Raw genomic sequence first — 25,840 nt, 5'->3', positions numbered from 1 at the left:
CTAATTTGGGTGAGCTATCCGTTTGAGGCATGGCCAGCGGCAGCGGTTAATGACCTGTGCTGGCCGTGCTTATGCTGACTTGCTTGGGCTCATCGGTCTGGTCATCCGTTGACCTGTCGCTGGTTTCAATCGGTAACAGGATTGAAAATTCGGTGCCTTGATCTAGCTGAGAATACACGTCCAGGCGACCACCATGTTTTTCGGTGACAACTTGGTGGGCGATCGCCAGCCCTAATCCTGTACCTTTGCCGACGGTCTTAGTTGTAAACTTACGGTCAAAAATTTTGGCCCATAGATCCGTGGGAATTCCTTTGCCATTATCCCGAATGCGAATTTCCACCTGCCGCAAGGGGGTGAGTTGGGTGGAGATGGTGATCTGTTGAGGTGTGGTCTCTAGCTCGGTAAATGATGTTTCTTCGGCGAGTTCATCGAACATATCAATGGCATTGGCCAAGATATTCATAAACACCTGACTCAGTTGCCCTGGAAAACACATGATGTCTGGTAGTTGGGCATAGTCACGGATAATTTGGATTTCAGGACGGTACTGGTTGGCTTGGAGTCGATATTTCAAAATCAGTAGGGTACTGTCAATGCCTTCGTGGACATTGGCCTTGAGTTTTTGGTCATGGTCAGCGCGGGCAAATAATCGCAGACTATTGCTGATATTGCGAATGCGATCGCACCCCGCATTCATCGAAGCCAGCATATGGGGCAAGTCTTCTAACAAAAACTCAATATCCAGCTGCTCACGGGCGGTTCTGAGCTCTTCTCCCGGGGATGGAAACGTTCGTTCCCATAGCTGGATATAGGCAGTAATATCCTTGAGGGATAGTTGTAACTCAGCCACATTTCCTCTTACAAAGCCGAGGGGATTATTGATTTCATGCGCCACACCTGCGACTAAGTTCCCTAGTGCGGACATTTTTTCACTTTGTACCAGCTGAAGCTGGGTTTTCTTTAAATTGTCTAGCTGGACTTCGAGTGCTCCTAACAGGTTTCGATTTTCTCTAAAGGCACGGGAGATAGTTTTAAACCAAGGCACCCAAATATCGGGCAGGGTGTCAGGAAGATCTGTCGAGATCGCCTGTTTTTCATGCTCAATATGATCTACTAGCTGGCAGGCGGGTTGAATAAAGCTATCGGTTAAGATGCGACTCGTTGCCCATAAACAGAGCCCTAGACCAATAAGTGGAATCATGGATGCTAGGAGACCATTGGTCACGGCTGCATAGTAAATAGCGCTTTTTGGGATAAAGAAAATTAAATCCCAGGGAGTATCGGCTATCCTGCGGTGAATCACTAAAAACGACCCAATAGCCTGCACGTGATTATTAGGGCTAGATAAAATCAAATTTGTTTCAGCTTTGAGAGCGTCCGGTAAGACCGTATCAAGGGTCTGAATTTCGGAAGCACTGGTGGTTTTCAGGCCAGGATAGGCCAATAACTGTTGATTAGCCCCTGAAATCAATAGTGTTCCTTTGGCATAATCAAAATTTTGAATGGCCTGATTAAGACGCTCAAGGGTGATGTCAATGGCAACTGTGCCACGAAACCGATCTTGCTCGTAAATCGGTGCATTAGCGGTGACCATCATCCCTTGTCCTGCTAAATCAAGGTAGGCATCTGTCCATGATGTTTGTCGTTGGGGATTATGGTCAGGCAGCCCTTGGGCAAAAAATGCCATTTTTAACATGGCCTGATCAAATTCAATCTCTTCACTATAGGGATACAGATTGATAAACCCCTGGGCTGAGATGTAATAAACCCAGGTCACTTCCTGAAAATTTTCCTTGATGCCTCGAAAGATCGGCATCAGCCGCAGCGTCATGTTGAACTCACGTTCAAACTCATTAGACTGATGGGACAGCGCCCCTATTCCTTGTATATTGCCGAAGGTATCCCGGGATTCACCGATTTGCGGAAATAATTTGTAGCGGGAGTCTCTTGTCTGGATCACCTGTTTGCGAAGAGGTGACGTGGTTGGATCTTTAATGGACAATTTGAGATCCTCTTCGGCGGTTACTTGCAGAATATGCAATTGATTAGTAACCGATTTAACAATGCCGTCCAGGTGAACGGCATTTTCAAAGAACTTATTTTGAATGACAATCTGCTCATGGGTATAGACAGCATGCCACTGTAACCCTAAAAAACTTAGGGAAATAAGCAGAACAATTAAAAATGTTCCGGTTAAAAAATAACTGTAACGTTTGAAAGATGGCATGGGTTGTACTGATCCAACCAAACCGTATCAACTGACTGGATGCACCCTTGATCTATCGGTAAGTTTCCCTGCTTTAATCCCTGGGGCAATGCTTTGTCCCTATGGGGAATTTATATGATAGATGGTTAGACATTCTAAGATACGGCTAGTTATGCCATATCTACATCAGCTAAATGTCTGATAAATGTCTGAATGTTGCCAGAATTCTCCCTTTAATCCCAACGTCACCTCAGAAATGGCCAAAATTTAGGAAACATTGCGATAATCCCTGGGGATATGGCGTTAACCATGGGCAGTACTGTGTTCTGATTTAGAATTAGCAATCCTGTGCTGCATTGACAATCCTGTTCCGCAAATCAGGTTTTACAATCTATAGATGCTGTAACCCATTTCCACTGCTTTCATGGCTTTTTCGTCTGTTGTTCGTGCCCTTAGTAAGGCTGCTTTAGCTCAAGAATTACTTATAAAGCTAGATAAACAGCAGCAGCTAGTACTCAATGGGTTACCCCGTTTACCCAAAGGGCTGGTGGCCTCAGCCTTGGCCCAGGCCCAGGCCTGTCCCCTGCTGGTGATAACAGCAACGCTAGAGGAAGCGGGGCGTTGGGCCGCGCAGCTAGACGCCATGGGCTGGCCCAGGGTATCCCTGTATCCGACATCAGAGGCCTCGCCCTACGATCCGTTTGACCAGGAGTCGGAGATGACCTGGGGACAGCTACAGGTGCTGGCGGATCTGCTTAAGGAATCTGACAAGCCCAGCGTCATTGTGGCAACGGAGCGAGCGTTGCAGCCACACTTGCCCCCTGTGGAATCCTTTAAGCCCTACTGTTTGCAGTTAGAGCAGGGCATGGAGCTAAACCTGAAGGAGCTGTCACGGACGTTGGCTACCCTGGGATATGAAAAGGTACCGACGGTGGAAACAGAAGGACAGTGGAGCCAACGGGGAGACATTATTGATGTGTTTCCAGTGTCGGCGGAACTGCCGGTGCGGTTGGAGCTGTTTGGCGATGAGTTAGAGCGGCTGCGGGAATTTGATCCGGCAAACCAGCGGTCGTTGGATAAAGTTTCCACCCTATTGCTGACGGCAACGGACTTCAGTCCGCTGATTGCCTCCAAGTTAGATCAGAAAGGCGTGCTCATGGACCTGATGCCGTTGGAGGTTAGGGAAGGGTATGAAAGTGGTCAGCGGGTAGAAGGTCTGCGACGATTTTTGGGGATTGCGTTTGATCAACCGGCATCGTTGCTGGAGTATTTGCCAGAGGATACGCTGATTACCCTTGATGAGCCTGATCAATGTCGAGCCCACAGTGGTCGTTGGTATGAGCAGGTGGATGACTATTGGCATGAGGTCAATGAAACCCTGGGCAGTAGTGACGAGATTCAGCTGCCGGGGGATCAGGTTCCGCGTCTGCATCGCTCCTTTGATGAGGCGTTGGACGATCTGTCTCTGTTTTCCCAGCTCCTGATGTCGGAGATTGCTGAGGAGGGGGAAGGACTCAACCTATCTAGCCGTCCGGTACCGGCCATTCCCCATCAGTTTGGCAAGCTGGCGGAAACGGTGCGAGGGGAGTGCGATCGCAAACATCAAATCTGGCTCATCTCTGCCCAGCCCACCCGCTCAGTGGCCCTACTTCAAGAGCATGACTGTCCTGCCCAGTTTATCCCCAATCCCAAAGACTACCCTGCCATTGAAAAACTCCATGGTCAATATGTGCCCGTCGGCGTCAAGTATTCTGGCCTGGCAGAACTGGAAGGCTTTATCCTGCCCACCTTTCGCATTGGCATCGTCACCGATCGGGAGTTCTTTGGTCAACACACCCTGGCCACCCCCAGCTATGTGCGCAAACGTCGCCGGGCGGCCTCTAAGAAAGTCGACCCTAATAAGCTCCGACCCAACGACTATGTAGTACACCGTAACCATGGTATCGGCCAGTTTCTCAAGCTAGAAAGTCTCACCATTGATGCGGAAACACGAGAGTACCTGGTGATCAAATATGCCGACGGTTTGCTCAGGGTGGCTGCGGACCAAATGGGCTCGCTGTCGAGATTTCGAGCATCAGCGGAGAAACGGCCTGCGCTGAACAAAATGACTGGCAAGGCTTGGGAAAAAACAAAGACCCGTGCCAAAAAAGCCATCCAAAAGGTTGCAGTGGATCTGCTCAAGCTCTATGCCCAGCGCTCTGAACTGGAAGGCTTTACCTATCCAGTGGATATGCCCTGGCAACAGGAATTGGAGGATTCTTTTCCCTATCAACCCACCCCCGATCAGCTGAAGGCCACTCAGGATGTGAAACGGGATATGGAAAGCCCTCGCCCCATGGATCGACTAGTCTGTGGCGATGTGGGCTTTGGTAAAACCGAAGTGGCTATTCGGTCGATCTTTAAGGCCGTAATCGCTGGTAAGCAGGTGGCAATGCTAGCTCCGACAACAATTCTCACCCAGCAGCATTACCACACCATCAAAGAGAGATATGCCCCCTATCCTATCCAGGTGGGGTTGTTAAACCGCTTCCGCACTGCCAGTGAGAGAAAAGATATTATTCAGCGGTTAGCGACAGGCGAGCTAGATGTTGTTGTGGGTACCCATCAGCTGTTAGGGAAAGCCGTTAAATTCAAAGATTTGGGACTACTGGTGGTCGATGAAGAACAGCGGTTTGGGGTGAACCAAAAAGAGAAAATCAAAGCCATGAAAACCCAGGTGGATGTGCTGACCCTGAGTGCCACCCCGATTCCCCGCACGCTTTACATGTCGCTCTCAGGTGTGCGGGAGATGAGCTTGATTACAACGCCACCTCCATCCCGACGACCGATTATGACCCACCTGGCTCCCCACGATATGGAGAAGGTGCGGGCCGCCATTCGCCAAGAGTTAGACCGGGGCGGACAGGTATTCTATGTGGTGCCACGGGTGGAAGGGATTGAAGAGATTGCTGCTCGCATTCGCGAGATGATTCCATCTATTCGGTTGGCGGTTGCCCATGGTCAGATGCCAGAGGGCGAGCTGGAAGCCACTATGCTGGCCTTTAGCAATGGTGAAGCAGACTTGATGGTGTGTACCACCATTATTGAATCGGGTTTGGATATTCCTCGGGTGAATACGATCCTGATCGAAGACTCCCAAAAATTTGGTTTATCCCAGCTTTACCAGTTGCGGGGGCGGGTGGGGCGTTCTGGCATTCAGGCCCATGCCTGGTTGTTTTTCCCAAGGCAAAACAAACTTTCAGATAAGGCACGCAAGCGGCTGCGGGCAATTCAAGAATTTACCCAGCTGGGTTCGGGCTATCAGCTAGCCATGCGGGATATGGAAATTCGCGGCATTGGTAACCTGCTAGGGGTGCAACAGTCTGGTCAGATGGAGGTGATTGGTTTTGACCTGTACATGGATATGCTACAGGAGGCAATTGCCGAGATTCGTGGTCAGGAGATTCCTCAGGTGGACGAGACTCAGGTAGATCTGAAACTGACGGCATTTATTCCCAACAACTACATTGGCGATACCGATCAAAAGATGAGCGTCTACCGCTCACTGGTGGCTGCAGATACGAAGCGTGAGCTGATGCAAATTGTGACGGACCTGAACGATCGGTTTGGGACCATTCCACCGGCAGTGGAACAGCTAGTGAAAATGTTAGAGCTGAAGCAGATTGCCAAACCCTTGGGCTTTGCGAAAATTAAGCCGGAGGGCAAGCAGCATGTGGTGATGGAGACACCCATGGAAGCGCCAGCCTGGAAGCTGCTGCATGAGAAGGTACCGGGTCATTTGAAATCACGGTTTATCTATGGGTCGGGTAAAGTAACGGTGCGTGGTCTCGGTGTGATGAAACCGGACAAGCAGCTGGAGAACTTGATTGAGTGGTTGGGGTATATGCGTGGGGCATTAAATGAGCCTGCCTTAGCGGGAAGTGATGTGTAGTCTTTGGTCAAAATCCTGCTTATACCCAATCCGCGTTCAGTAAATCCGATTAAACATCAGCAATCCCGTAGGGGCAACCACAAGGGATTGCCCTACGATAATCGCTATTTTCCAGATGTGCATACGTGGGAGTTGTAGAAAACTACCCTATCGCAACAAGCCAATCAGCAAAGCAATCGGGGCGGCGATTAATATCCACATGGCGTTTCCTAATCCAATGTAGAGAGCGGCAACACCGATTAATAAGGGCGCTAAACTACCGATGAGGCCAAATAGGTTGCTGAGGGTAATGACCGAACCGCTCTGTCCTAGCATGGCGGTGTAGAGCTGTCCTTGTAGAATCGAGTACCATCCGGCGTTGAGGAAACCAAGACACCCCAAAACGATGTACTTGGTGGTGAGGGAAGGAACCAACAAAAAAGCAGGATAAAGACATAGCACTAGAATCACACTGACTTTGAGGTACGTTAGGCCTCTCACTCTTTCGAGTAAAGGAATCAGAAGAAAATCTCCTAGGAGACCAAAGCCCAACCAAATGGCCATTGCAAAACTGGCCTGGGTTGCATTAGTATTCACTACGTCAACAAAGTACAGTGCAACAAAGCCACGGAATACATCCAACATCAAATCGGAGAACTGTAGTAATGTCAGCCACCGTACGATATTGGGACGTTTTAAGGCGGATATCGCATTGCGGAATCCATGGTTAAGACTATGGACTTTCCGAGCTTCGGGGGGCGATGTGAGTTTAAACAGGTTGGGCGATCGCCATAGCAGCACTGCCATTAACCCGCTAAGAACGGCCAAAATAAACAGTGCCCCTCGCCAGCCTTGGTTGAGCGCGATCGCAACGGCCAGAATCAAAGGTCCCATCACATTACCCAAGGAACCGGCCAGGGTCCAACGTGCCATGTTTTGTTCATGGCGTGTGGGCTCAAGATCCATCAGGGTGGCTTGGGCAATGTTGACAAAGCTGCCAGATGCAGGACCTAACAGCATGAGTCCGAGCGTAAATCCGGTAAAGTTTTGGCTAAAGGAGAGCAGGAGGAGTGCGATCGCAAACCCCATGCCTCCACCTATAATCAATCGCCGTCGATGTCCCATATCAGCCCAGATGCCAAAAATTGGCTCGATTATCTGACTGATGGTACTGGGCGTGGCCAACAGTAAACCAACCTGCCCGTACGACAGGTTTAAATCCTGACGAATTAGGGGCCAAGCCGGATCTAAAACACCCCCAACTAACTCGTCCAATAGTTCAATGATCAAGAAGATGATAGTTAAACTCATCACCGTCTTGAGGGTTTTGTGTTTACCCGTCAATCGCATTGTGAAATTCTCCTGTCCTGAAAAATTTGATGACAAACGTAATGTTCAAATTTCTTGTCCAGCTGGACCAGGCGGAGGAATCCACGAACAGAAACGATATCTTACCTGTGACCATGGGACAGATAAGGTATGCTGCTGCGATCGAGTTTTAGAAAGTTACCAGGGTGGGAATCTCATTGTAAGTTTTTCAATGCACTATGGGCACAAGTATACTGATTTCATGTAGTACGAGTAGGGCGGAAATCCGATCTTGCCTCAATAAAAAATGGGATAGGTCAAAATGTCATGCTATATCCAAGGCTGTGTGGTTAATCCAGCTTGCTTCGCTGAGGTTGTACCAATCAACTAATGTTCATTCATCTTTTTGAAGACTTAGGAAGTTCTCTGAAGTGCACTACGGATTGCCTGATACGAATGCATCCCTGACGCTTCATTTTTTGAAAGAACATCTCTTGAGGGTTATAGATAATCTTCAAGAGGTGGCAGACATATACATTGATAGTAATGTGTATAGCAAAACTGTATCGGTCAATAATTGTCAAAGCGCTTTACTATATCAATTCAAGGGTAATGAGTGGATTAATGTTGAATTCTTGGCCTGTAGGCCAAAGTTTGACTTTATTAAAGGTATAGTCTCCAGCCTCAATTGTGAAGTGGTTTTCCTTACGGTGTGTGATACAGAAGATTCTATCCGCTACACGCATTACACATCAGCAGGAATCATAAGCCATTTCAGTTATCCTTCCGATGATTTAGAAGATGAGTATGAAGGTGATTGGTCAACTGCAGACATCTTCTTAAAAGATCAACAAATCAGCGCTTTTTATGCTTGTTGGTCTAGGCAGGCTCGACATAATAACGTTGCTACGATTGTAGATGAGCGCTTAAATGTTGATGATTTTGTAGGTATTTTCAGAATTATATTTCGCTCCTAGTTATATTGTTGAGCCATGCCTGCTTTGGGTAGTGCTATTACAAACGATACTCTCTGTTAAATTTCAAAGTAGTCAGCTTGCACAACATCCTTTATGTCCAGTCGCGTAAATTCGAATAAAACATTGTCTCCTGCCACAAACGGACCAATACCCTTCCAAGTAATCTCGATAGGATAAATCCCCTTATTGTAAAAGAAATCATTCGCAACAAGAAAAGCATCATCGCGTGTTACATCGAAACCCAAAGAGCGATATTCAGAATAAAATTCGTAATAAGCTTTGTTGGATATCTCAACATACTCCAATCTTTCCAAAAGCGCACCTAACCTGTAGTAAAAATAATTTAAATAGGTACCAGTGTCACTGAACTCGAAGAAAACTGCTTCCGAGCTCAAAAATCTGGAAATTGCCTGCGCATCCTCTCTATTAAAAATTGCAAGAACAGGAGCAACCTTTATATACTGTAGAGCGGACCAACCATGACCAGTTAATTGTATGCTGTAACAGCATGCTCGATTTCCTAACGTTATATCTTTTCCATAAACATTCTGCTGATGAAGTCCACAATTTCTTATTTTCTTTAGAGCAAAGCCAACCTCATCGATATTAGCTTTCACCAATATTAAGTGGTCATTGGAGTTAAGTGCACCTAATCCTTTTCTATCAGGCATAGGCGTTGACTCAAAATCCGAAACGTATCTACCTAGAATTTTGTTTTCACGCATTAGGCTACTTAATCACTCACAGAGGTCTCTAGTGTAGCTACATTTGGGTATCCAGTTGAACCACAAACATCCATAATCGCTTTTTCAATGTGAATGAGTGCATCTGCTAGGGATGGCCATAACACAATATTGAAATCTACAGTAGCAATATGCGGAGGGATAACAAATAAATCGCCCGCTTCAAATGTCAATGGTTGTTCATTGATATAGAAGATTTTGGATCCTGATAGGATGATAACAAGCGAGGGGTAGGTTACTTTCAGAGCGCGTATCGTCTCTCGATGGCGAACTACTAACTTTGTTAATGTGGCTAAGGGTTGAACTGTAGTGTTATTTACCGCTGTGTTAGGAATTAATTCTTGAGCAGTCAACAAAAGTTGCTGGCAAAATTTCTCTTTAAGCTTCTTGTCTGACACCTGAGACATCTGCTTTGACAAATAATTGAAACACTTTAATTTTGATATTCTACAGGCCTACTCAGGCATCAAAGCCATATCTGCTAGAAATCCTTAGTGTGGATCAGAGATCGCCTCCCTCAGGTTTGCACTTAGGTTTGCAAACATAGATGGTACCTCCCTGATGGACGAAGCCCAGCTTGCTAAACAAGCGAATAGAACGGTGGTTGAGGGTATCAATATCAGCTCGCAAGCGCGTGATTTTGCGATCGCAAAATGCATACCAGATAACTGCGCGCAGTGCTTCTTGCATATACCCATGTCCCCAGGCTGACCTGGTAAGCATGCAGCCCACCTCTGCCGAGTTGTTTGTCAGATCAAAGGAGTGCAGACCACAGGTGCCAATCAATGTATGGTCGGTACGTCGCTCAATACCCCATTCCATAGATGTCTGTTCTTGGAAGAGGCGACTGGCACTTGAGAGCATCTCGTCAACTGTTGCTGGGGTCGAGAATGTCTCATCACTTGCGAACCGCATCACCTCTGGATCGCCATAGATAGCAAATAGACTGGCCTTGTCATTAGTCGACATGGAACGCAGCCTGAACTGCCGAGTCTTTAGCTCGGGGAGAGTTGTTGGAAAGGGTTGCATAGGTCACCTTGAACCAGGCTAGTCGGCAGTCGTTCTACCCCCATTAGCATGGGCGACCATGGCATATCTAACCATGCCATGGTCGTGTTCTGTATTCAACTAAGTACCTGTATCCAACTAAGACGCTGACTGACGCTTGCGATAAGCATACTGCCCATGGATATTGACAGAGTAGGGCACGACGTAGGTTAACAGTCCAGCCAGCCAGCGGGTGGGTGTCATTTTACCCTTAGCAAGGGCGGGGCCATGGTTGATGCTGAACAGAAGAGTACCAACGACAAGCGCAACTTTGACCGCACCGGGACATAGATCACGATCAATCAGGGCAGAAAAGTAGCTTTTCATAGCAGATGCTGGTAACGAATGTTTTTTATTTCAGGTACATGGATTTAAAAGTTAACACAAAATGTATCGAATCGAACAGTTTTGATGGGCTGTGTTACTTGGAAACCCTAACTATTTCCTGGGGGGAATAGTGGCGGAATAATGCTCCGTTTTACTTCCCTCTAGTTTGATGATGAAAGGAGCGACCATGATGACAATTGGGAACAACACCCACAGCCAGCCAAAGGCTAACGCCCAGCTTGGATAGCCTTCATAGGGAACACGGAGATCATTGATCAGTTGAGCTACTAAGAGTGCAGTTAGACAGCCTGGAACAATAAACTTGATCAATATGGACCACCATCGATTTACTTGCCAGTTGCTGACGTTGTTAATGTATCGACGCAGTACTTCAGCTCCATAGATCCAACCTCCTAAAATTGCTTGGGCAATAGCAATCAATATGAGGGTGTAATTTGTGATGAAGTGGTCTGTAATGTCTAGAAAATAAAGACCTGCCTGGGTGGTGTATATTAATCCCGCCAATAGGCCTGACAAACAGACGCCGATGGATACATATTGAGTCTGCCAGTTAGGTTTAAGATCTAGGATGGCTGCGTTAACCGCTTCCACAATGGAAAATGCGCTATCAATCCCCAGGAAGAATAGCATGAGAAAGAAGAGGACACTAAACACCCCTGGTAGTGGCATGAGACTAAGGGCTTGGGGAAAGACCACAAACGCTAAACCTGGTCCAGAGGCCGCCAGTTCTGTTACTGGGGTATCTGTTTGCAACGCCATGTATCCCAAGACGGCAAAGACCACAAAACCTGAGAATAGACTAATGGCACTGTTGGTCAAGGCTGTGATCCAGGTGTCTTGCACAATCTCACTGTCAGGAGATTTATAACTGGCGTAGGTCAGCATTGTGCCAAAGGCCAGGGAGAGAGTAAAGAAAATTTGAGAGAACGCGGCTGACCAGACTTCAGGCTTAAGTAATACTTGCCAAGCGGGAATGAGATAGACCTGCCAACCGTCTAAAAAACCAGGTAGGGTAACGGCCCTGATAAATAAGACGCCTAGTAGGATAATAGGCAAGGGTACAGTCCAGAGAACGACGTGACCCGCACTGTGAGGCCCACGCCAGATACAAAAATAAATCATCATCCACACAGCTGCCAAGGCAAGCAGAATGGGGAAATTAATGGCACCAACTGTACTTATCCCTTCACTTAGATGCAGGACCGACTCAAAAAAGTATTGTTCTGCATTTTCTGACCAACTGACGCGAAAGGCTGCCAAAAAATAAATAAGGGTCCAGGCCATGACGACTGCGTAGTAAGCAATGATTATGAAGCCTGCGATAACTGCAGCTAAACCAAAGCCTTGGAACCTGGGATGCATTTTCTTAAATGCACCGATTGCCCCTTGCTGCATTTTTTGCCCAATGGCAAACTCCAGCATCAGGAGAGGAATCCCAACAACTAATAGCGCTACTAAATAAGGAATTAGAAAAGCCCCACCGCCATATTTACCGGCAAGATATGGAAAGCGCCAAACATTCCCTAAGCCAACGGCTGAACCAATAGCTGCGAGGATAAAAACTGTTTTGGAAGACCATTGCTGACGTGCCATAGTATTGAATTCTTGTTGATGCGGTTCCTGATATTGTCTGTGTCACAGGCTATGGGAAACAACGTTGCCAAAGCGTTAGTAAAGCGTTCAAAGCTAAACAGAGTACCCCAACAAGGGTTTGTTAAGCTAAGGCATTACGGGATACGTGCAAAGATGCTGTTCCGTTAGTGCTCTGGAGTGAAGATTACGCGAGCTAACTGATAGGTGCCTGCTGTTTGTAAAATCTCTCCTGACTGGCCGGCGCTAATGGCTGTGGCAATTTCATCGGGATGACCCACGACCAGGGCTTGACCAGTGGCCTGTAATTGCTCTGAATCAGGGTTATAGGTATATAGTACAGGGCTTTGGGTATAAAACACCAGACTGGGTTTCATAAACCCTACCATTGCTATGGTTTCATCTGGTTGCTGTTCTGTTTGGATGGTCTCGGCTAGCTGTCGTAAGGGTAGCTGACGCTGGCTGTCGGCAATGGCGGCTACGGGCAAAATGGAAACCACAGTAAATGCCATGAATGCTATAAAACTTACGGCCCATACCCAGCGAACACGTCGCATTAGCAACAATCCTAGCCCTGCCAGGGTGGCTAGCCCCCATACAATGGAGCCATAGGCCATAGCCTGAGAATCTCGTACTAATACCGGAAAGTCTGGCATGACTGGATCACCCCCGATCCAATTGGGGGTGAGGTAAGAGGCTATGGAGAGAATTGCAAAGAACACAATGCTCAAGATAGCGCTGATCCAGGTACCGCGCTGACGCGGCCCGGCCCACATAAGCCCCACCAGGATGGCTGCTGCTGGCATGAGCGGTAGCACATAGCTGGGTAGCTTAGTCACCGCAGCCGTAAAGAAGCAGAAAATGGTGAGAAACCAAATGAGGGCAAACAGTCCTAGCTGTTTCTCTCTGGGCTGATGTCGCCAGTAGCCTAAGGCCCAGGGGCGCAAGCGGATCATGGCAAAGGGTAACCCTGGGGACCAGGGTAAAAAGCCGACGGCGACGACGGCAAAGTAGAAATACCAGGGGGCGGCGTGGCCATTGACGACGTCGGTAAAACGTTCGTAGTTGTGGTAACCAAAAAAGCTGTCGATGTAGGTTTGACCATGGATGGCGATGACGGCGATGAACCAGGGCACCGTCAACAACAGTGTTATGAGACTACCCTGTAGCAGTTTGATTTCTTTGAGTAGGGTGCGAATCTGGCCCACATAGGCCGCAAACACTGTCACAATTAACCCTGGAATGACCAGTCCCACAGGGCCTTTGTCTAATACTGCCAGGGCGACAAAAATGTAGAAGCCGTAGTACCAGCGGGGGGCTTGGGCATACCCCCAGAAGAAACACAGCAGCGCGGCTCCCATACAGCCTGATAGCAACATGTCTGAGACACCAGTGCGGGCCCACACCAGGGTCTCTGGGTGGAGGGCCATGGAGACGGCACCTACTACAGCTGCCAGGGTGAAGGCTTGTCGTTTATCTTGAATGTCGGCGGACTGCCCTCCATGGGCATAGCCAAACCGTTGCAGGGTGTAAAAGCTAAATCCGGTTAAACCAGCAGCGGCCAATGCCGAGGGTAGTCGCACGCCCCATTCTCCCACACCAAAAATGTGAAACCCTAAGGCCATACCCCAGTACACCAGGGGAGGTTTATCAAACCGGGTTTCACCATTGAAATAAGGGGTGATCCAATCGCCGGTAGCGTACATCTGACGGGAGGCTTCGGCAAATAAAGGCTCTGTTTCATCGATTAAGCCAATGCTGTCTAAACGCCAGAAAAAGGCAATAAACAGGGTGAAAACCACGGTAAGGATGGCGATCCAGCGGACAGATGACTGTGATGAAGCTGACCCCATTGCGATCGCACCTCCGATAAACCATGTTTCCGCACTAGTTTACTGTGCAGCGGTCGGATTCATGGAGTGAATCGGTCGGGGTTGATAGCGTCCCATCACACCATAGGCAACGAGACCCAGGGTCTCTCGCATGGTCAGTAGACGGCGATACCGTAGCCCCAGCGTCTGCGGCAGGGGGCTGGGGTAAGGAATGACGTCAAACCCAAGGCTGCGAAAAACTAGCTGCGATCGCAATAGATGGGGAGGATCACTCACTAAAATAATTGATCTAACCCCACTGGGCATCAACTGTTGAGCCGTATATTTGGCATTTTGTTCCGTGGTGCGAGAACAAGCTTCCCCCGAGATTTTGCTAGGAGCTATGCCCACACGCTCTAATTGATTAGCCAGAAAAGGTGCATCTCCATGGCCGCTGACAAATACCTGTGGGGCACGATCCATCGCCATGAGTTCAGCCGCTGCCATCACCCGGCTATTTTGTAACGACCTGCCGCGCCCCAATATGACAACAGCATCGGCGGTTTGTCCCTGATAGGCCGGGAGGAAATGCGTCAGTAAGGGCTCTCCAATCAGCAGTGGTGAAACGCTTACCAAAAATGCGATGGGAAAACCCCAGCTCCAAACCCGCTTAATCGAGCGGCCTCGACCCAGCAGAATAAAACCCCGCATCAAGAGTCCACTAATAATTAGGAAGCTGAGCATAAGCATGCCCCCTATCATTAAGCTTGCCAGGGGAGATTTCGCCACCCACCAAGTGATGGAACCTGTAAACTGGACCCAACGGCTCACACTGATATTTTCCGGACAAATGTCTAGAATCATTCCGAGGTTCATGGGCGTATTAGTCGTGTGAGATTAGGCAGACGCGCTACCCGCGTCTGACAAAATGCACATTAGGTTTCTATATGATAATTAGTTAGTAAACCTTAATGTTCCAATATACATACCATAAAGGCAAATTTTTTGGGTGTTACCCAGGTCTACCAATTGAACCTACACAAAAGACACAATTGCCTGGGCTGTGTTCCTGGGTTTTTCTAGGTGGGGCACATGGCCACAGTCATCAATCCACACCAGCTTGTTATTGGGGATGGTCTGCTGAAAGCGTTGAGCATCTTTGGTACCCAAGATTTTGTCCTGCCTACCCCACACAATCAGCGTCGGTGGTTCAATCTTTTGAATATAGTTAGTCAAGAAGTTATAGCCACCGCTTTTAGTAAATGCAATCAGGGCTTCTTTCCAGTTGGGCATCTGTAGATGTAAGGCAGCACAAAGTTCAGCATCTGGAGTCACAAAGGTGCAATCGTAGTAAGCCTGTTGGCTAATCCGCCGCCGTACACCAGGATTTTTGAGAAATGTGGTTGCCCAGCCATCAAGGGGAGGCACCATAAATTTTCCCATGGCTGGTCCAGCAGCAAATCCGGCACTGTCTAGAAGCACCAGTTTCTCCACTGCTTCTGGAAAATTGAGGGTAAAGTCAATGGCGGCGGCTCCTCCCATGGAAGCACCGGCCAAGATCATTGGCTGGCCGATCTGCTGTTGCCAAAAACTATAGATATGCTGCTGGATAGCCGTAGGAGTAATGGGGGCATCCGTAGTGCGGTCAGTAAACCCAAAGCCTAGTAAATCCATTACCCAGACTTGAGCATTAGCAGATAGCTGGGGGACTAAACGACGAAATTCAAAAATCGAACTGTCAAATCCATGGATTAATAGGATAGGTTTGCCGGTTCCAGCACACATATAGCTAGTGGCTATGGGCGATTCTGTGAGATTGGTAGAGATATCAGCAAACTGGATTTGACTGGCTAGGGCCACCGATGTGTCTTCGGTTAGATGCTGAACATCAGCGGGTAATGTGGTTGCCATTAAGCAAAAATCGGGAAAAGTACAAAACGTCTGCTGACGTACCTTTCCATTATCCATGGCAACGGAAGTATTTTCTCCCAATGGGGCTGTTAGCGTTTGAGGCTTGATCTATGGCAGTTCCTGACATACACAATCGACCTCGTCGTAACCCCGAATATATGCAATTAGAAATAACTTATTTTTTCACAACTCCTTACCTTGTTTCTAACAATTGAAAATCCCCCAGAGCTTTACCTGCTAGGGGCAGAGCGGAGTTAAGGGGGATCTTCAAAAATCGAGTAATAAACCTTTCTTTTTTACTTAGGAGACTTTTAGAATCAAAATATTATCCCGTTCTAAATCGCTGCAAAGCCAAAGGTTACATTAAACTGACGGCACCAAATCACAGCAGACTTAAATTCATCAATGGAGATATCCTCAGGAATCTCATAGCGCTGACTACCGTTAATGGATTGTAGATCTCCTAGATTCACAAACTTGTCAGAGCTATAGCTTTGGGGAGTCGCTTCTTTGTGTAGCAATACAAATAGATCAGGACCGTCATCAGTGCTGAAGGTCTCGTCAAATTCGAGATAGCGCTTACCATTTTCTTCGACAATAGTTACGCCACCAACGGTATCGCTGGATACAGTAACAAAGCTGCCTGTACCCGTTGCAGCGCAGGGGTTAGCAGCAGCACAGGGGTCAGCAGCACAGGGGTCAGCAGCACAGGGGTCAGCAGCACAGGGGTCAGCAGCACAAGGATTAGCAGCACAGGGGTTAGCAGCACAAGGATTTACACTTGAAGCAGCACAGGGAGCTGCATATGCCGGTTGAAAACTGTTGGTAACGATCGCTGTGCTAACAGTCAGCATAGAAGAAACAGCCAGGGCTGCAAAGTAAGTAAGTTTCATGTTGTTTACTGAGAAAAAATAGTCAGAAGGACTTGAACTGCCAGCGATGACCGGCTTGACGGTTTTTAGTAAACAGGGCTAAGCTGAATCTCGCCTGAGTAAAAAGAGTTCTTAGATAAGCTTTGGCTTAGAAGATTTTTTATATATTACGACGCAACAACAAGTCTAGATCAGTCGCAAAAAATGCCCCTTTACCAGGTTATCGATCACAGTTTCCCCTGGTAGAGGAGCTAGCTTAGGGATGATTTCCCAGCCTGCTTCACCACGTACCAAAATGCGACAAAAGTCCGTTTGCATATCAATGATGATCAGCGGTATTGTCGGGACGCAGATCGCCATTGTAAGGATAGGAATAGGGGGCTGAGGTTACGTAACGACCCATGGGTATTACACTCGCTCCAAAGCAGGCGTACCATTTCTATTTCTGATCAAAATGTTCGCAACGAACCAAATTTTAATTTTTGATTTAGGGAACCAAGTGTTCAGGTCTACGTCCATATCTAATGCATCTACGATTGCAGTGGCTTTGAGCTACTTAACTATCAGAAATTCTCGAAGCTTTTTGGGCATCTCACCTTAGCTTCATCGCACCTATAGCGAACATGTCATGAGAGAAAATAAAATTTTTATAATTACTGCCCTGATCAGCTTGGGCTTAGTAGCTGGAATTTTTGTGGTGACGTTATGGTTGTCCAATAACCACACCCTACCAAGGCTCAGGTTGAATACAACCAGTCAAAACCGCACAGCTTAGAAAATATAGAAAAGCTACTAACCATTGCTCAAAACACTAGAAGATCACTCCTCTCCCTTATACTCACGGGTTGGAGCGTCAAATCCACATGAAGTACCATCGGTATACACCACGTCGTCTTCCCAAGGCAGCCGATAATTACCGGTCACCATATCTTGCCTGATAGATATAGGGACAGTCTTGAGCACCCCCTTTGACAGCTACATAGCCTCGATGACCAAACAGGTAAATATTGTTTTCTACGGACTAGTGCTGACGGGCCTCGCGCACTAAATCTGGGCGTACTTCCTCATCCACCCATCACCCTATCCTCGCCATGCAGACCTATGGTGTGAATTTAGACGAGACCTACGTAGAGAACTGTGTACTTTGTTGCAAGTTAAGTGTTTTGTAATGTAGCGGTAACAAATCGTCAGTAATAGGTGTAGTCAATTACACAGCATAGGAGTAATGATCTAGTCATCTTTAAATAGGAAGTATTGACAGTTGGTATAGGTAGCAATGCGTCTTCTGTTGGTTGAGGATGATAGTCAACTTGCAGAGTCTTTGACAGAGGTGTTAGAGGCCCAGCGCTACGTGGTGGACGCTGTTAAGGATGGGGAATCAGGCTGGAGTCAGGTGCAACTGATGGACTATGACCTGACGCTGATGGATGTGACCTTACCTTACCTAGACGGGATTCGACTATGTCAGCGGTTGCGTAGTCATGGTTATGAGCTGCCAGTGCTGATGCTGACGGCGCGGGATACCAGTCAGGATAAGGTTCGGGGTTTGGATTCTGGGGCAGATGCCTATATGGTTAAACCCTTTGACTTATCTGAGCTTTTGGCCCAGATCCGGGCTTTGTTACGTCGGGGCAGTGTACAGTCTCCTATGGTTCTCGTCTGGGAAAAGTTGAGCTTAGACCCAAGCACCTATGAGGTCAACTACAACAAACAAGCCCTACGCCTGACCCCAAAAGAATTTTCAATTTTAGAACTGCTGCTGCGCAATGGTCGACGAGTGCTAAGCCGTTCTTTCATTCTAGAATCTCTTTGGTCCATGAAGAGCCCACCCGATGAAGAGACTGTTAAAGCCCACATTAAAAGTTTGCGCAATAAACTCAAAGTAGCTGGCGCACCTAAAACATTAATTGAAACTGTACATGGTGTAGGGTATCGATTACAGGGAAAATAATATACCTACCTCTAGCATGATTGTGTAGCTATCTCAGGGCAGGTGCAAGGCCAGCCCCTACATTACCCTACATGGGAATTTGTGTGCCTCGGGGCGTTAATCAATGCGTGGTAAAGTCACCTTAAAAGTTGTTCCCTGGCCTAGCTGACTCTTGCAGGTGAGGGCACCTTGGTGAAGCTGTAAACAGGCATGGACGACTGATAATCCCAGACCGGTACCGGCAATATTGCCCACATTGGTCCCTCGATAGAAGGCTTCGTAAAGTCTGGCCTGGTCTGCTTTGGAGATACCAATACCCTGATCTTGCACCTGGAAAATAATCTCATGATGGTGACAAGATAATTCTAAAGTTACCTGGGGTTCAGGTCCAGAATATTTTATGGCATTGGAGAGTAAATTAGTCAAAATTGCTCGCAGTAGCTGCCGGTCAATATAAGCTTTTTGGCAATCACCGGATATTGTAAAACTAATGACTGGAGATATTTCAAAGCTAAACCGAACTTCTTCTATTAATTGTTGACAGTACTTTTCTGGGTTGATAATTTCGGGGTTAAATTGTAGTTTGCCAGACTCTGCCCGCGATAGGGTTAACAGATCATTCAGTAGCTGATTCATCCGCTTAGCTGTGGCTCGAATACGTCCATAGATATGCTGATGATTGTTGGCTTGGGTATCGGCTTCTAAGGCCTGGGCTGAGAGCAAAATGGTACTGAGGGGTGTGCGTAGCTCATGGGAAGCCATGGAAAAAAGACGAATTTTAGCTTCGCTCAGTTCTCGGGCCCTAGAGAGTTCTGTTTGGGCTTGGAAGAGATAGCGAGCAACTATTGTCGTGAGCAACAAACCGATAATTAGCGTAGACAAGGCACCCCAGGGTGCTAGGGCTGGATAACTGGCAGCAGGAGTAAAGGTGATGGCCCACTGACGTCCTCCGGTAGTAAGGGTGTGGGTGCAGTCAGTGGATGAGGGACATGGCGTTCTGTTAGCCACATGCTGATCTATCTCCGTTGTCACTGTTTGAGTAGCGGCATCATAGCTACCTAATAACTGTTCAGAAGCTGCTGCACTCTGATCTCTTAGGATAAAGTCAATGTTGTAATTGAGGGTTTCCAGGGACTCTTCGATTACATCTGAAACCCGAAAAACTCCTAGTAGATAACCGTTGAGCTGATTGCGACGAGCTGTCTGGGATGGGGGAATTGTGGAGTTATTGTATAGGGGCAAGAAGACTAGAAAACCAAACTGATTTTTGTTTTCTTGCACTAACCGAATTCGACCGGAGGCTGCAATTTGCCCAGTATCTCGGGCGGTTTCAAGGGCGGTGCGGCGAGTGGGGTCAGAGATAAGATCATAACCGAAGGCAAGTTCATTGCCTGCTAAGGGTTGCAAATAGGTGACAGGAATATAATAAGGACGGGATGCGGCACGGGTGAGGCCACCACGACTTTCTCGTTCGGTAATTTGAAAGGAGGCATAGCCTTCGGTCTGGATAGTAGTCTCGAAGGTGTTGCGATCTTGTTCGGAGATAACAGGAGCCCATTCCAGAGCCTGGATGCCGGGGTAAGTTTTGAGTGCCCGTTGGACAAAGCGGTTGAACTCGGCACGGGAGACAGTTTGTTCTGAGACGGTGTAGAAGTCTCCCAGGGCCAGGAGTAAATCGGTGTAGCGGTTGATGCTACGCTGGAGGGCAGTGGTGAGGCCATCGGTTTGGTGTTGGAACTGGAGGCGATAGTTGGCATGTTCCCAGCGAGCAACAGCAAGGGTGGCCAGGATAGATAGGCCAGTGCCTAAAAGAAGGGTGAGAACAATAGGTAATGTTGGATGACGGATACGCACATGCCTTACCTATGGGTTATTCGCTTCGAAGATGAGTTTAGCACCTAGCAAGGACAGTATGGTGCCAGCGGTGCGGTCCAGCCATTTTTTGGAGGCGAGATAGCGGCTGCGAGGGGTGGTAGCAGAGAGTGTTAAGGCGACTAGGGAATACCAGCCAGCTTCGATGATAAAGACGACAATTGGCAGGGCAATGACTGCGAAGGCGGGCACATTGCTGGGTAGTAAAGAGGCAAAAACACTGGTATAAACAACAGCGGTTTTGGGATTGCTGATTTGAGTGGTGAGGCCTAGGAAAAATGAATACCAGACTGGATTTTGCTGAGTCTGTTGCTCGGTAGGATTCAAGGTGACCGGCTGGGCAGAGTCTTGCCAGATTTTATAGCCGAGATAAATCAGGTAGACTCCTCCTAGGACTTTTAGGGAAATGTAGAGAACGGGTACGGCGGTGAGGAGAGTGAGGAGACCGAGTAGGGCAATGGTGGCAAACAGGACGCCGCCAACACCCATGCCTAGCGCCGCTGTTAGGCCATCTTTGCGGGAAACGGCTAATGCGGTGCGAGCGACCATCACGAAGCTAGGACCAGGGCTCATGGCTCCGATGGTCAGGGCTATGGCAATACTAAAAATGGCAGCAAATATTTCCATGGTAGGCTCCGTTGGTTAGCTGGTAGGCTATCACAGCTTTATGGATGAAGCCATCGAAGCTATTCATGTTCAAATATTTCATGAACAGCAGGATGGATGAGTTCTTCTGGAATATGATTACGCTCAATATATTTGTTGATTTCTACCTGGTTGTCTAAGTAGAAGCTAAGGGCGTCAAAGACTTGTGCCAGCGTAAGTTGAGGAAACTGTGTGGGAATGTCTTCGGCATAGGTTCCTAAGCGCCATTGACCGACAATGGCGCTGATTGAAACGCGGGTGCCTACGATGGTTGGCTCACCGTTTAGGATATCTGGATTTCGGGTAACGTATCTTGATGTAGGTGCCGCTGTCATCGATTTAATCCACACAGGTGTAATCAGTCCTTAGTGCCCTTAGTATAGTTTTCGTTTATGTGTGTGGTAATTTCTTGGCTCACCAATGATGAAAGTGTGGCTACTGATGTAGTATTACCCGACATCTTGTCTGAAAGATGCATCGTTAATAGTCCGGTCATGCTGATGGCAACCTAGCTTACTAAGTAGAGAAGGCCACATCGCTTTAGTCACCAATAATTGCCAAACTATACGGATGTAGTTCGGGGATATATGAATCTAATTTAAGTTAACATCTGTTATGGGTACGGATATTCCAGTTTTCGTAGAATATAGAAAAATGCCCTCAAAGAAAGAGCTTCAGGCCATTCTCCAAAACCGATACGGCATTAACAAAAATATTAGTCAGCCCCTCGATACTGAGGATTGTGAGCAGTTGTTGGCAACTTTGCAAAGCCAGCCCAGTGCCGTTAAGCTTGTGGATTCCTACGCTTCAAAGAATTCAGAACTGGGCAAAAGTAATCGGCATTCCAATCAACTTCTTAGTGATGCAGAAAAAAAGCTGCAAAAACTACAGTCAGAATATCAGTATCTAGAATCGCAAATTGCAACGATGGAAAAGGCGAAGGCCAATCTTTCTGAGCCGAAGCAGGTTATTAGCAAGGAAAAGGCGACCCTTGAAGCAGAAATTAAGCGTTTAACGGCTGAAAAGTCGTATCTAGACTCCAAGGTTCAAAACCTGACGACGCAGAATGACGAGTTGGTGGATGCGAATACTCAGCTCAAAAAGGATAATAAGGAACTCAAGAACATCGTTGACCAGATCCGCCTACGGCTGGCTCGAGACACAAAAATGCTACTGCAGTATGAGGATAGTGAAATCCGTAAGGCGTTGATTCGTCTGTTTAGATGGACGCTGGGGTAGAGGTTATCGCCATGGCTACCAATAAACAGAAAAAAAGCCAAAAGCGTCTCTTCAGCGGTATGAGTTACTGGGAGATAAAGCGTTCAAATTCAAATCAACGTAGCAAGCTACCGAAGGAGGACCAAGCTTGGCTGGCAACGCAGGGATATAAAAATGCTGGGTGGGACAACGTTATTGCGCTTTATCAAAAAATCAACGAATTACTGCTGCAGTCTGATCCTAACGGAGATATAGACGAACAGTTGTTTCTTAAAGCAGATCGTATTGGTAATAAGTATCAAACACCAGAAGAAATTGCTGAGTTCGAGAAAGCGTTGAACGAAGTCGAATTGGCATTTTTTACTGAAATTGCTCAATTAAGAAAGTCAATTTCTGGAAATGTTGACAAAGTGGAACTATCCAATAACCTTCAAAAGGTGAAATTCACATCTCAAGTGTTAAAGAAAGCACTATCTCAAAAGAACGATATTAATTATAAGATTAGTAATCTCTATCCGTTTCCTTTAGCTTATCCTTACCGGAATATCTATGTTGAGCGAGAGTATGCTGCCACATATGACCGCCAAATGAAGTATGGTGAACATCTTTTATCGTTTTTAGCGTCTGTAGGAATGAGTCTTGTATTTGAATATCGAGACTATATTAATCATCCACTTGATGATTTTTGCTCTCAGATTAAAGATGGACTTGCTAGCGGTTTATCGCCAGGACATTGGCGAAGATTATTACAAACCTCATGCAATATCTTAAGAGAGGTTGATAATACCCCACTAGCAAATAATTTTTCGGCAATATGGTTTAAGGGGAGAGGTAAAAAAGAATCAGAGTTCGCTAAAAACACACGTCAATATATTGTTGAAAGACTTAATGATTTCAAGCATGGTAGAGGCCCTGTAAACACTAATGAATATAAAGAATTTGTTGATAAGCAATCTATTTATATAAATGCCTTGCTTGAGGATCTTGACTTCATAAGTCAATGCGAAATGGTCGTAATTGACGATATTGATACTGAATGGTCTACAGGAAAAATAATTTATAAGGCGAGTCTTCTTAGAGGGGATCATCCTGTATTTGAAAGGGTAGAATTTGAGGCTGATAAATCATTGAGTAAAGAGAAGCTATATATACGTTTTAATGCTGAATCTATTAGTTTGTATCCGTTCTTGAGCTTCCTGTATAATTCAGGAACAAAAAAACTAGAGATATTTAGCTTTGACAAAAAAGATAATAATGGTTTGATGTTGAAAAGTTTCGAGTCTGGCACTGCTATAAACTCCAAGCAGGTGTATCACGATTTTAGATTCTGGTTAAATGTTGTTGATGAAAATTCCAAATAACAACTCACATGCTGCTGATTGTATGATTTTTTAGTTGAGTCTTAGGAGATTCTCTGTTGTGGTTGATTGGTAGTGTAGATGTAACCCGATAAAAAACTCGATTGATACATTAGACTTAAGACTTAATCTGAAACACTAGAACCCTTGCAGGAAAAGAGTTTTAGGAGGATATGTATAGACTAAATACTTATAGAGTCAGGTTTTGACACCATTTTGATTGATCGCTTTTATTTCCAATTAAGTCTATTTTTTGAGTTGACTCGAATTGCTTAGTCTTCTTCAAATCTTCCCGATTTCTTCCCGAATTTTTCCTGAAAAACTTCGTCTGTCTGGCCTAACCTGCTGCCAGTTACACATCTTTGTCAGCGAAGGAGTCAGGCAATGCGGCGACGAGACCTACTAAAACGAGGGACAGCATTTACCGGAGGCGTATCCCTAGCAGCTTTGATTAATGCCTGTGCTTCATCATCCAAACCTGCCGCTGAGTCAACCGAAGGTGCAACCACTGCTGACCCTGGCAAAGGTGCTGAACCTGCCGTACTCACTGTCGTCCAAGGTGGTGGCTTTCCCAATGGTCTGGACCTCCACCAAGTGGGCACCAACCGCCCCGCCTACGGTATCTCCTGGTGCCTCTACGATCGCCTCGTCACCTTTGGCACCAAAACTTTAGACGATGGTTCCCTCTCCTATGACTATACCGTCATCGAACCCGAGCTAGCCGAATCCTGGACCGTCGCTGACGATGAGCTATCCGTCACCTTTAATCTGCGCAAAGACGCTATTTTCCACGATGGCACCCCCGTCACCGCCAAGGATGTGAAATGGTCCTACGACCGGGCTGTGTCCGTCGGTGGCTTCCCCTCATTCCAGATGAAAGCAGGAGCCCTGGAAAGTCCTGACCAGTTTGTCGTCGTGGATGACCATACCTTCCAAGTTAACTTCCTCAGAAAGGATAAGCTTACTCTTATGGACATGGCGGTACCCATCCCTGCCATCATGAACTCTACTCTAATTGAACCTAATGCTAGTGAAGCAGACCCTTGGGGACTGGAGTGGACCAACGCCAATTCAGCTGGTAGTGGTGCCTATAAGCTAGATACCTTTGCCCCCGAAGAGCGAGTCGTATTGGTGCGCAATGATGACTGGAAATCTGGTCCTGCCCCTGCTATTGAGAAGATTATTTGGCTGAATGTGCCTGAGTCAGGTAATCGTCGTGCCTTGCTAGAAAAGGGTGATGTGGATATTAACTATGAAGTATCTGAAAAAGACATTAGCGAACTCAAAGCCATGGGTAAGCACACGGTTGTTTCCACCCCCATTGAAAACTGTCTCTACACCATTGACCTGAACTCTCAGCCGGAGCTAGACGGTACTCCTAACCCCTTTAGCGATGTCAAAGTACGACAGGCGGTGGCCTATGCTATGCCCTACGATGCCATTGTAGACACGGCCCTCTATGGTGAGTGTGTCAAAATGTATGGAGGGGAGAGTTTTGAGCCGAAGAGTATTGACTGGCCGCAGCCGTATCCCTACAGCACTGATATGGCGAAGGCAAAAGCACTGATGGCTGAGTCTGGTTACCCGGATGGGTTTGATACAACACTGGCTTTTAATTTGGGTACTCAAGAATGGGCTGAACCCTTGTGTGTATTAGTAAAAGAGTCCCTGGCTGAGATTGGCATTAACGCTACTTTGGAAAAAGTTCCTGGCTCCAACTTTCGGGCTGTGCTGGTGGAGAAGAATCGCCCGATGATTGTTAACAACTTTGGTGGTTGGCTCAACTATCCTGATTATTTCTTCTTCTATTCGTACCACGGGCAGAATGCGACGTTTAATGGTAGTTCTTATCAGAATCCGGAGTTAGACAAGCTGGTGGATAAGGCGTTGGCCACAGAACCAGGAGATCCGGAGTATGAGAAAAGTGTCAAAGGGTTCCTGAAGATTGCGTTTGAGGAGATGCCCCGGATCGTGGTGGCGCAGCCGTATTTGTCGGTGGCGATGCAGCCTGGGGTGAGTGGGTATCAGTATTGGTTCCACAGACAGTTGGATTATCGGCAGTTGAAGAAGGCTTAGGGGTGTCCTCCTCTTACG

General features: G+C 47.0%; 20 protein-coding genes and 2 pseudogenes. 6 read left to right on the top strand and 16 right to left on the bottom strand.

Features of this window, described 5'->3' with window-relative positions; genetic code table 11:
• Window positions 1–46: 46 nt before the first annotated feature.
• Window positions 47–2,227 carry an ATP-binding protein gene (locus U2F10_RS06225; protein ID WP_499871331.1) on the bottom strand — a complete coding sequence of 727 codons (2,181 nt, stop codon included), beginning with the start codon at window positions 2,225–2,227 and terminating at the stop codon, window positions 47–49.
• A gap of 403 nt (window positions 2,228–2,630) precedes the next feature.
• On the opposite strand from U2F10_RS06225, the gene mfd reads away from it, so the two are divergent.
• Window positions 2,631–6,137, top strand: coding sequence for a transcription-repair coupling factor (mfd, locus tag U2F10_RS06220; protein WP_499871330.1), 3,507 nt, complete (start codon window positions 2,631–2,633; stop codon window positions 6,135–6,137).
• Window positions 6,138–6,284: 147 nt separating this feature from the next.
• On the opposite strand, the gene U2F10_RS06215 is transcribed toward mfd, so the two are convergent.
• Complete coding sequence (locus tag U2F10_RS06215) at window positions 6,285–7,466, bottom strand: MFS transporter (protein ID WP_499871328.1); 1,182 nt, start codon at window positions 7,464–7,466, stop codon at window positions 6,285–6,287.
• Window positions 7,467–7,855: 389 nt separating this feature from the next.
• Between U2F10_RS06215 and U2F10_RS06210 the strand changes: the two genes are divergently transcribed.
• Complete coding sequence (locus U2F10_RS06210; protein ID WP_163698644.1) at window positions 7,856–8,401, top strand: hypothetical protein; 546 nt, start codon at window positions 7,856–7,858, stop codon at window positions 8,399–8,401.
• A 56-nt stretch (window positions 8,402–8,457) separates the two neighbouring features.
• Here the strand turns inward: U2F10_RS06210 and U2F10_RS06205 are convergent, their stop codons facing one another.
• From U2F10_RS06205 to amiF, 11 genes and pseudogenes are all read right to left on the bottom strand, one after another.
• Window positions 8,458–9,126 (bottom strand): hypothetical protein, encoded by a 669-nt coding sequence (locus tag U2F10_RS06205; protein WP_499871326.1) that lies wholly within the window; start codon window positions 9,124–9,126, stop codon window positions 8,458–8,460.
• Window positions 9,127–9,134: 8 nt separating this feature from the next.
• Window positions 9,135–9,551: a hypothetical protein gene (locus tag U2F10_RS06200; RefSeq protein ID WP_499871324.1), complete on the bottom strand. Its 417-nt coding sequence runs from the start codon at window positions 9,549–9,551 to the stop codon at window positions 9,135–9,137.
• 94 nt (window positions 9,552–9,645) lie between these two features.
• A complete protein-coding gene (locus tag U2F10_RS06195; RefSeq protein ID WP_499871322.1) occupies window positions 9,646–10,173 on the bottom strand; it encodes a GNAT family N-acetyltransferase in 528 nt (175 codons plus the stop codon).
• Between the two features lie 117 nt (window positions 10,174–10,290).
• The gene (gene nrtS, locus U2F10_RS06190) at window positions 10,291–10,518 is read right to left on the bottom strand and encodes a nitrate/nitrite transporter NrtS (protein ID WP_163670699.1); all 228 of its coding nucleotides are present in this window, start codon (window positions 10,516–10,518) and stop codon (window positions 10,291–10,293) included.
• Between the two features lie 111 nt (window positions 10,519–10,629).
• Window positions 10,630–12,132, bottom strand: coding sequence for a sodium-dependent transporter (locus tag U2F10_RS06185; RefSeq protein WP_163670698.1), 1,503 nt, complete (start codon window positions 12,130–12,132; stop codon window positions 10,630–10,632).
• 164 nt (window positions 12,133–12,296) lie between these two features.
• Complete coding sequence (locus U2F10_RS06180; protein ID WP_499871321.1) at window positions 12,297–13,982, bottom strand: ArnT family glycosyltransferase; 1,686 nt, start codon at window positions 13,980–13,982, stop codon at window positions 12,297–12,299.
• 39 nt (window positions 13,983–14,021) lie between these two features.
• The gene (locus U2F10_RS06175; RefSeq protein ID WP_163670695.1) at window positions 14,022–14,684 is read right to left on the bottom strand and encodes a YdcF family protein; all 663 of its coding nucleotides are present in this window, start codon (window positions 14,682–14,684) and stop codon (window positions 14,022–14,024) included.
• 291 nt (window positions 14,685–14,975) lie between these two features.
• Window positions 14,976–15,908, bottom strand: a complete 933-nt coding sequence (locus U2F10_RS06170; RefSeq protein ID WP_499871319.1) for an alpha/beta fold hydrolase — start codon at window positions 15,906–15,908, stop codon at window positions 14,976–14,978.
• A 278-nt stretch (window positions 15,909–16,186) separates the two neighbouring features.
• Window positions 16,187–16,744 (bottom strand): DM13 domain-containing protein, encoded by a 558-nt coding sequence (locus U2F10_RS06165; protein WP_250565195.1) that lies wholly within the window; start codon window positions 16,742–16,744, stop codon window positions 16,187–16,189.
• Window positions 16,745–16,895: 151 nt separating this feature from the next.
• A pseudogene (locus U2F10_RS06160) lies at window positions 16,896–17,126 on the bottom strand (cysteine hydrolase family protein); the annotation flags it as partial.
• A 416-nt stretch (window positions 17,127–17,542) separates the two neighbouring features.
• Window positions 17,543–17,795, bottom strand: a pseudogene (gene amiF / locus U2F10_RS06155) (formamidase); the annotation flags it as partial.
• 204 nt (window positions 17,796–17,999) lie between these two features.
• Here amiF and U2F10_RS06150 point away from each other — a divergent pair.
• Window positions 18,000–18,674 carry a response regulator transcription factor gene (locus U2F10_RS06150; RefSeq protein WP_163670691.1) on the top strand — a complete coding sequence of 225 codons (675 nt, stop codon included), beginning with the start codon at window positions 18,000–18,002 and terminating at the stop codon, window positions 18,672–18,674.
• Window positions 18,675–18,770: 96 nt separating this feature from the next.
• On the opposite strand, the gene U2F10_RS06145 is transcribed toward U2F10_RS06150, so the two are convergent.
• Genes U2F10_RS06145 through U2F10_RS06135 form a run of 3 tightly spaced genes read right to left on the bottom strand, consistent with a single transcriptional unit; the run spans window position 18,771 to window position 21,505 of the window.
• Window positions 18,771–20,507: a CHASE domain-containing protein gene (locus tag U2F10_RS06145; RefSeq protein ID WP_163670689.1), complete on the bottom strand. Its 1,737-nt coding sequence runs from the start codon at window positions 20,505–20,507 to the stop codon at window positions 18,771–18,773.
• Between the two features lie 9 nt (window positions 20,508–20,516).
• Entirely contained in the window at window positions 20,517–21,152 is a 636-nt protein-coding gene (locus U2F10_RS06140; protein WP_163670687.1) for a LysE family translocator, read from the bottom strand.
• A 59-nt stretch (window positions 21,153–21,211) separates the two neighbouring features.
• Window positions 21,212–21,505, bottom strand: a complete 294-nt coding sequence (locus tag U2F10_RS06135; protein WP_163670685.1) for a DUF433 domain-containing protein — start codon at window positions 21,503–21,505, stop codon at window positions 21,212–21,214.
• Between the two features lie 319 nt (window positions 21,506–21,824).
• Between U2F10_RS06135 and U2F10_RS06130 the strand changes: the two genes are divergently transcribed.
• The 3 genes from U2F10_RS06130 to U2F10_RS06120 all read left to right on the top strand — a co-directional run bounded on the left by U2F10_RS06130 (window position 21,825) and on the right by U2F10_RS06120 (window position 25,822).
• Window positions 21,825–22,409: a hypothetical protein gene (locus U2F10_RS06130; protein ID WP_499871316.1), complete on the top strand. Its 585-nt coding sequence runs from the start codon at window positions 21,825–21,827 to the stop codon at window positions 22,407–22,409.
• 11 nt (window positions 22,410–22,420) lie between these two features.
• Window positions 22,421–23,749, top strand: a complete 1,329-nt coding sequence (locus tag U2F10_RS06125) for a hypothetical protein (RefSeq protein ID WP_499871314.1) — start codon at window positions 22,421–22,423, stop codon at window positions 23,747–23,749.
• A 381-nt stretch (window positions 23,750–24,130) separates the two neighbouring features.
• A complete protein-coding gene (locus tag U2F10_RS06120; RefSeq protein WP_163703148.1) occupies window positions 24,131–25,822 on the top strand; it encodes an ABC transporter substrate-binding protein in 1,692 nt (563 codons plus the stop codon).
• Window positions 25,823–25,840 lie beyond the last annotated feature (18 nt).

It is taken from the genome of Leptothoe sp. EHU-05/26/07-4 (assembly GCF_043421015.1).
Classification (GTDB): Bacteria; Cyanobacteriota; Cyanobacteriia; order Phormidesmidales; family Phormidesmidaceae; genus Leptothoe; species Leptothoe turfae.
The sequence above is the reverse complement of the archived record's forward strand: the minus strand, read 5'-3'. Positions and strand labels throughout refer to the sequence as shown.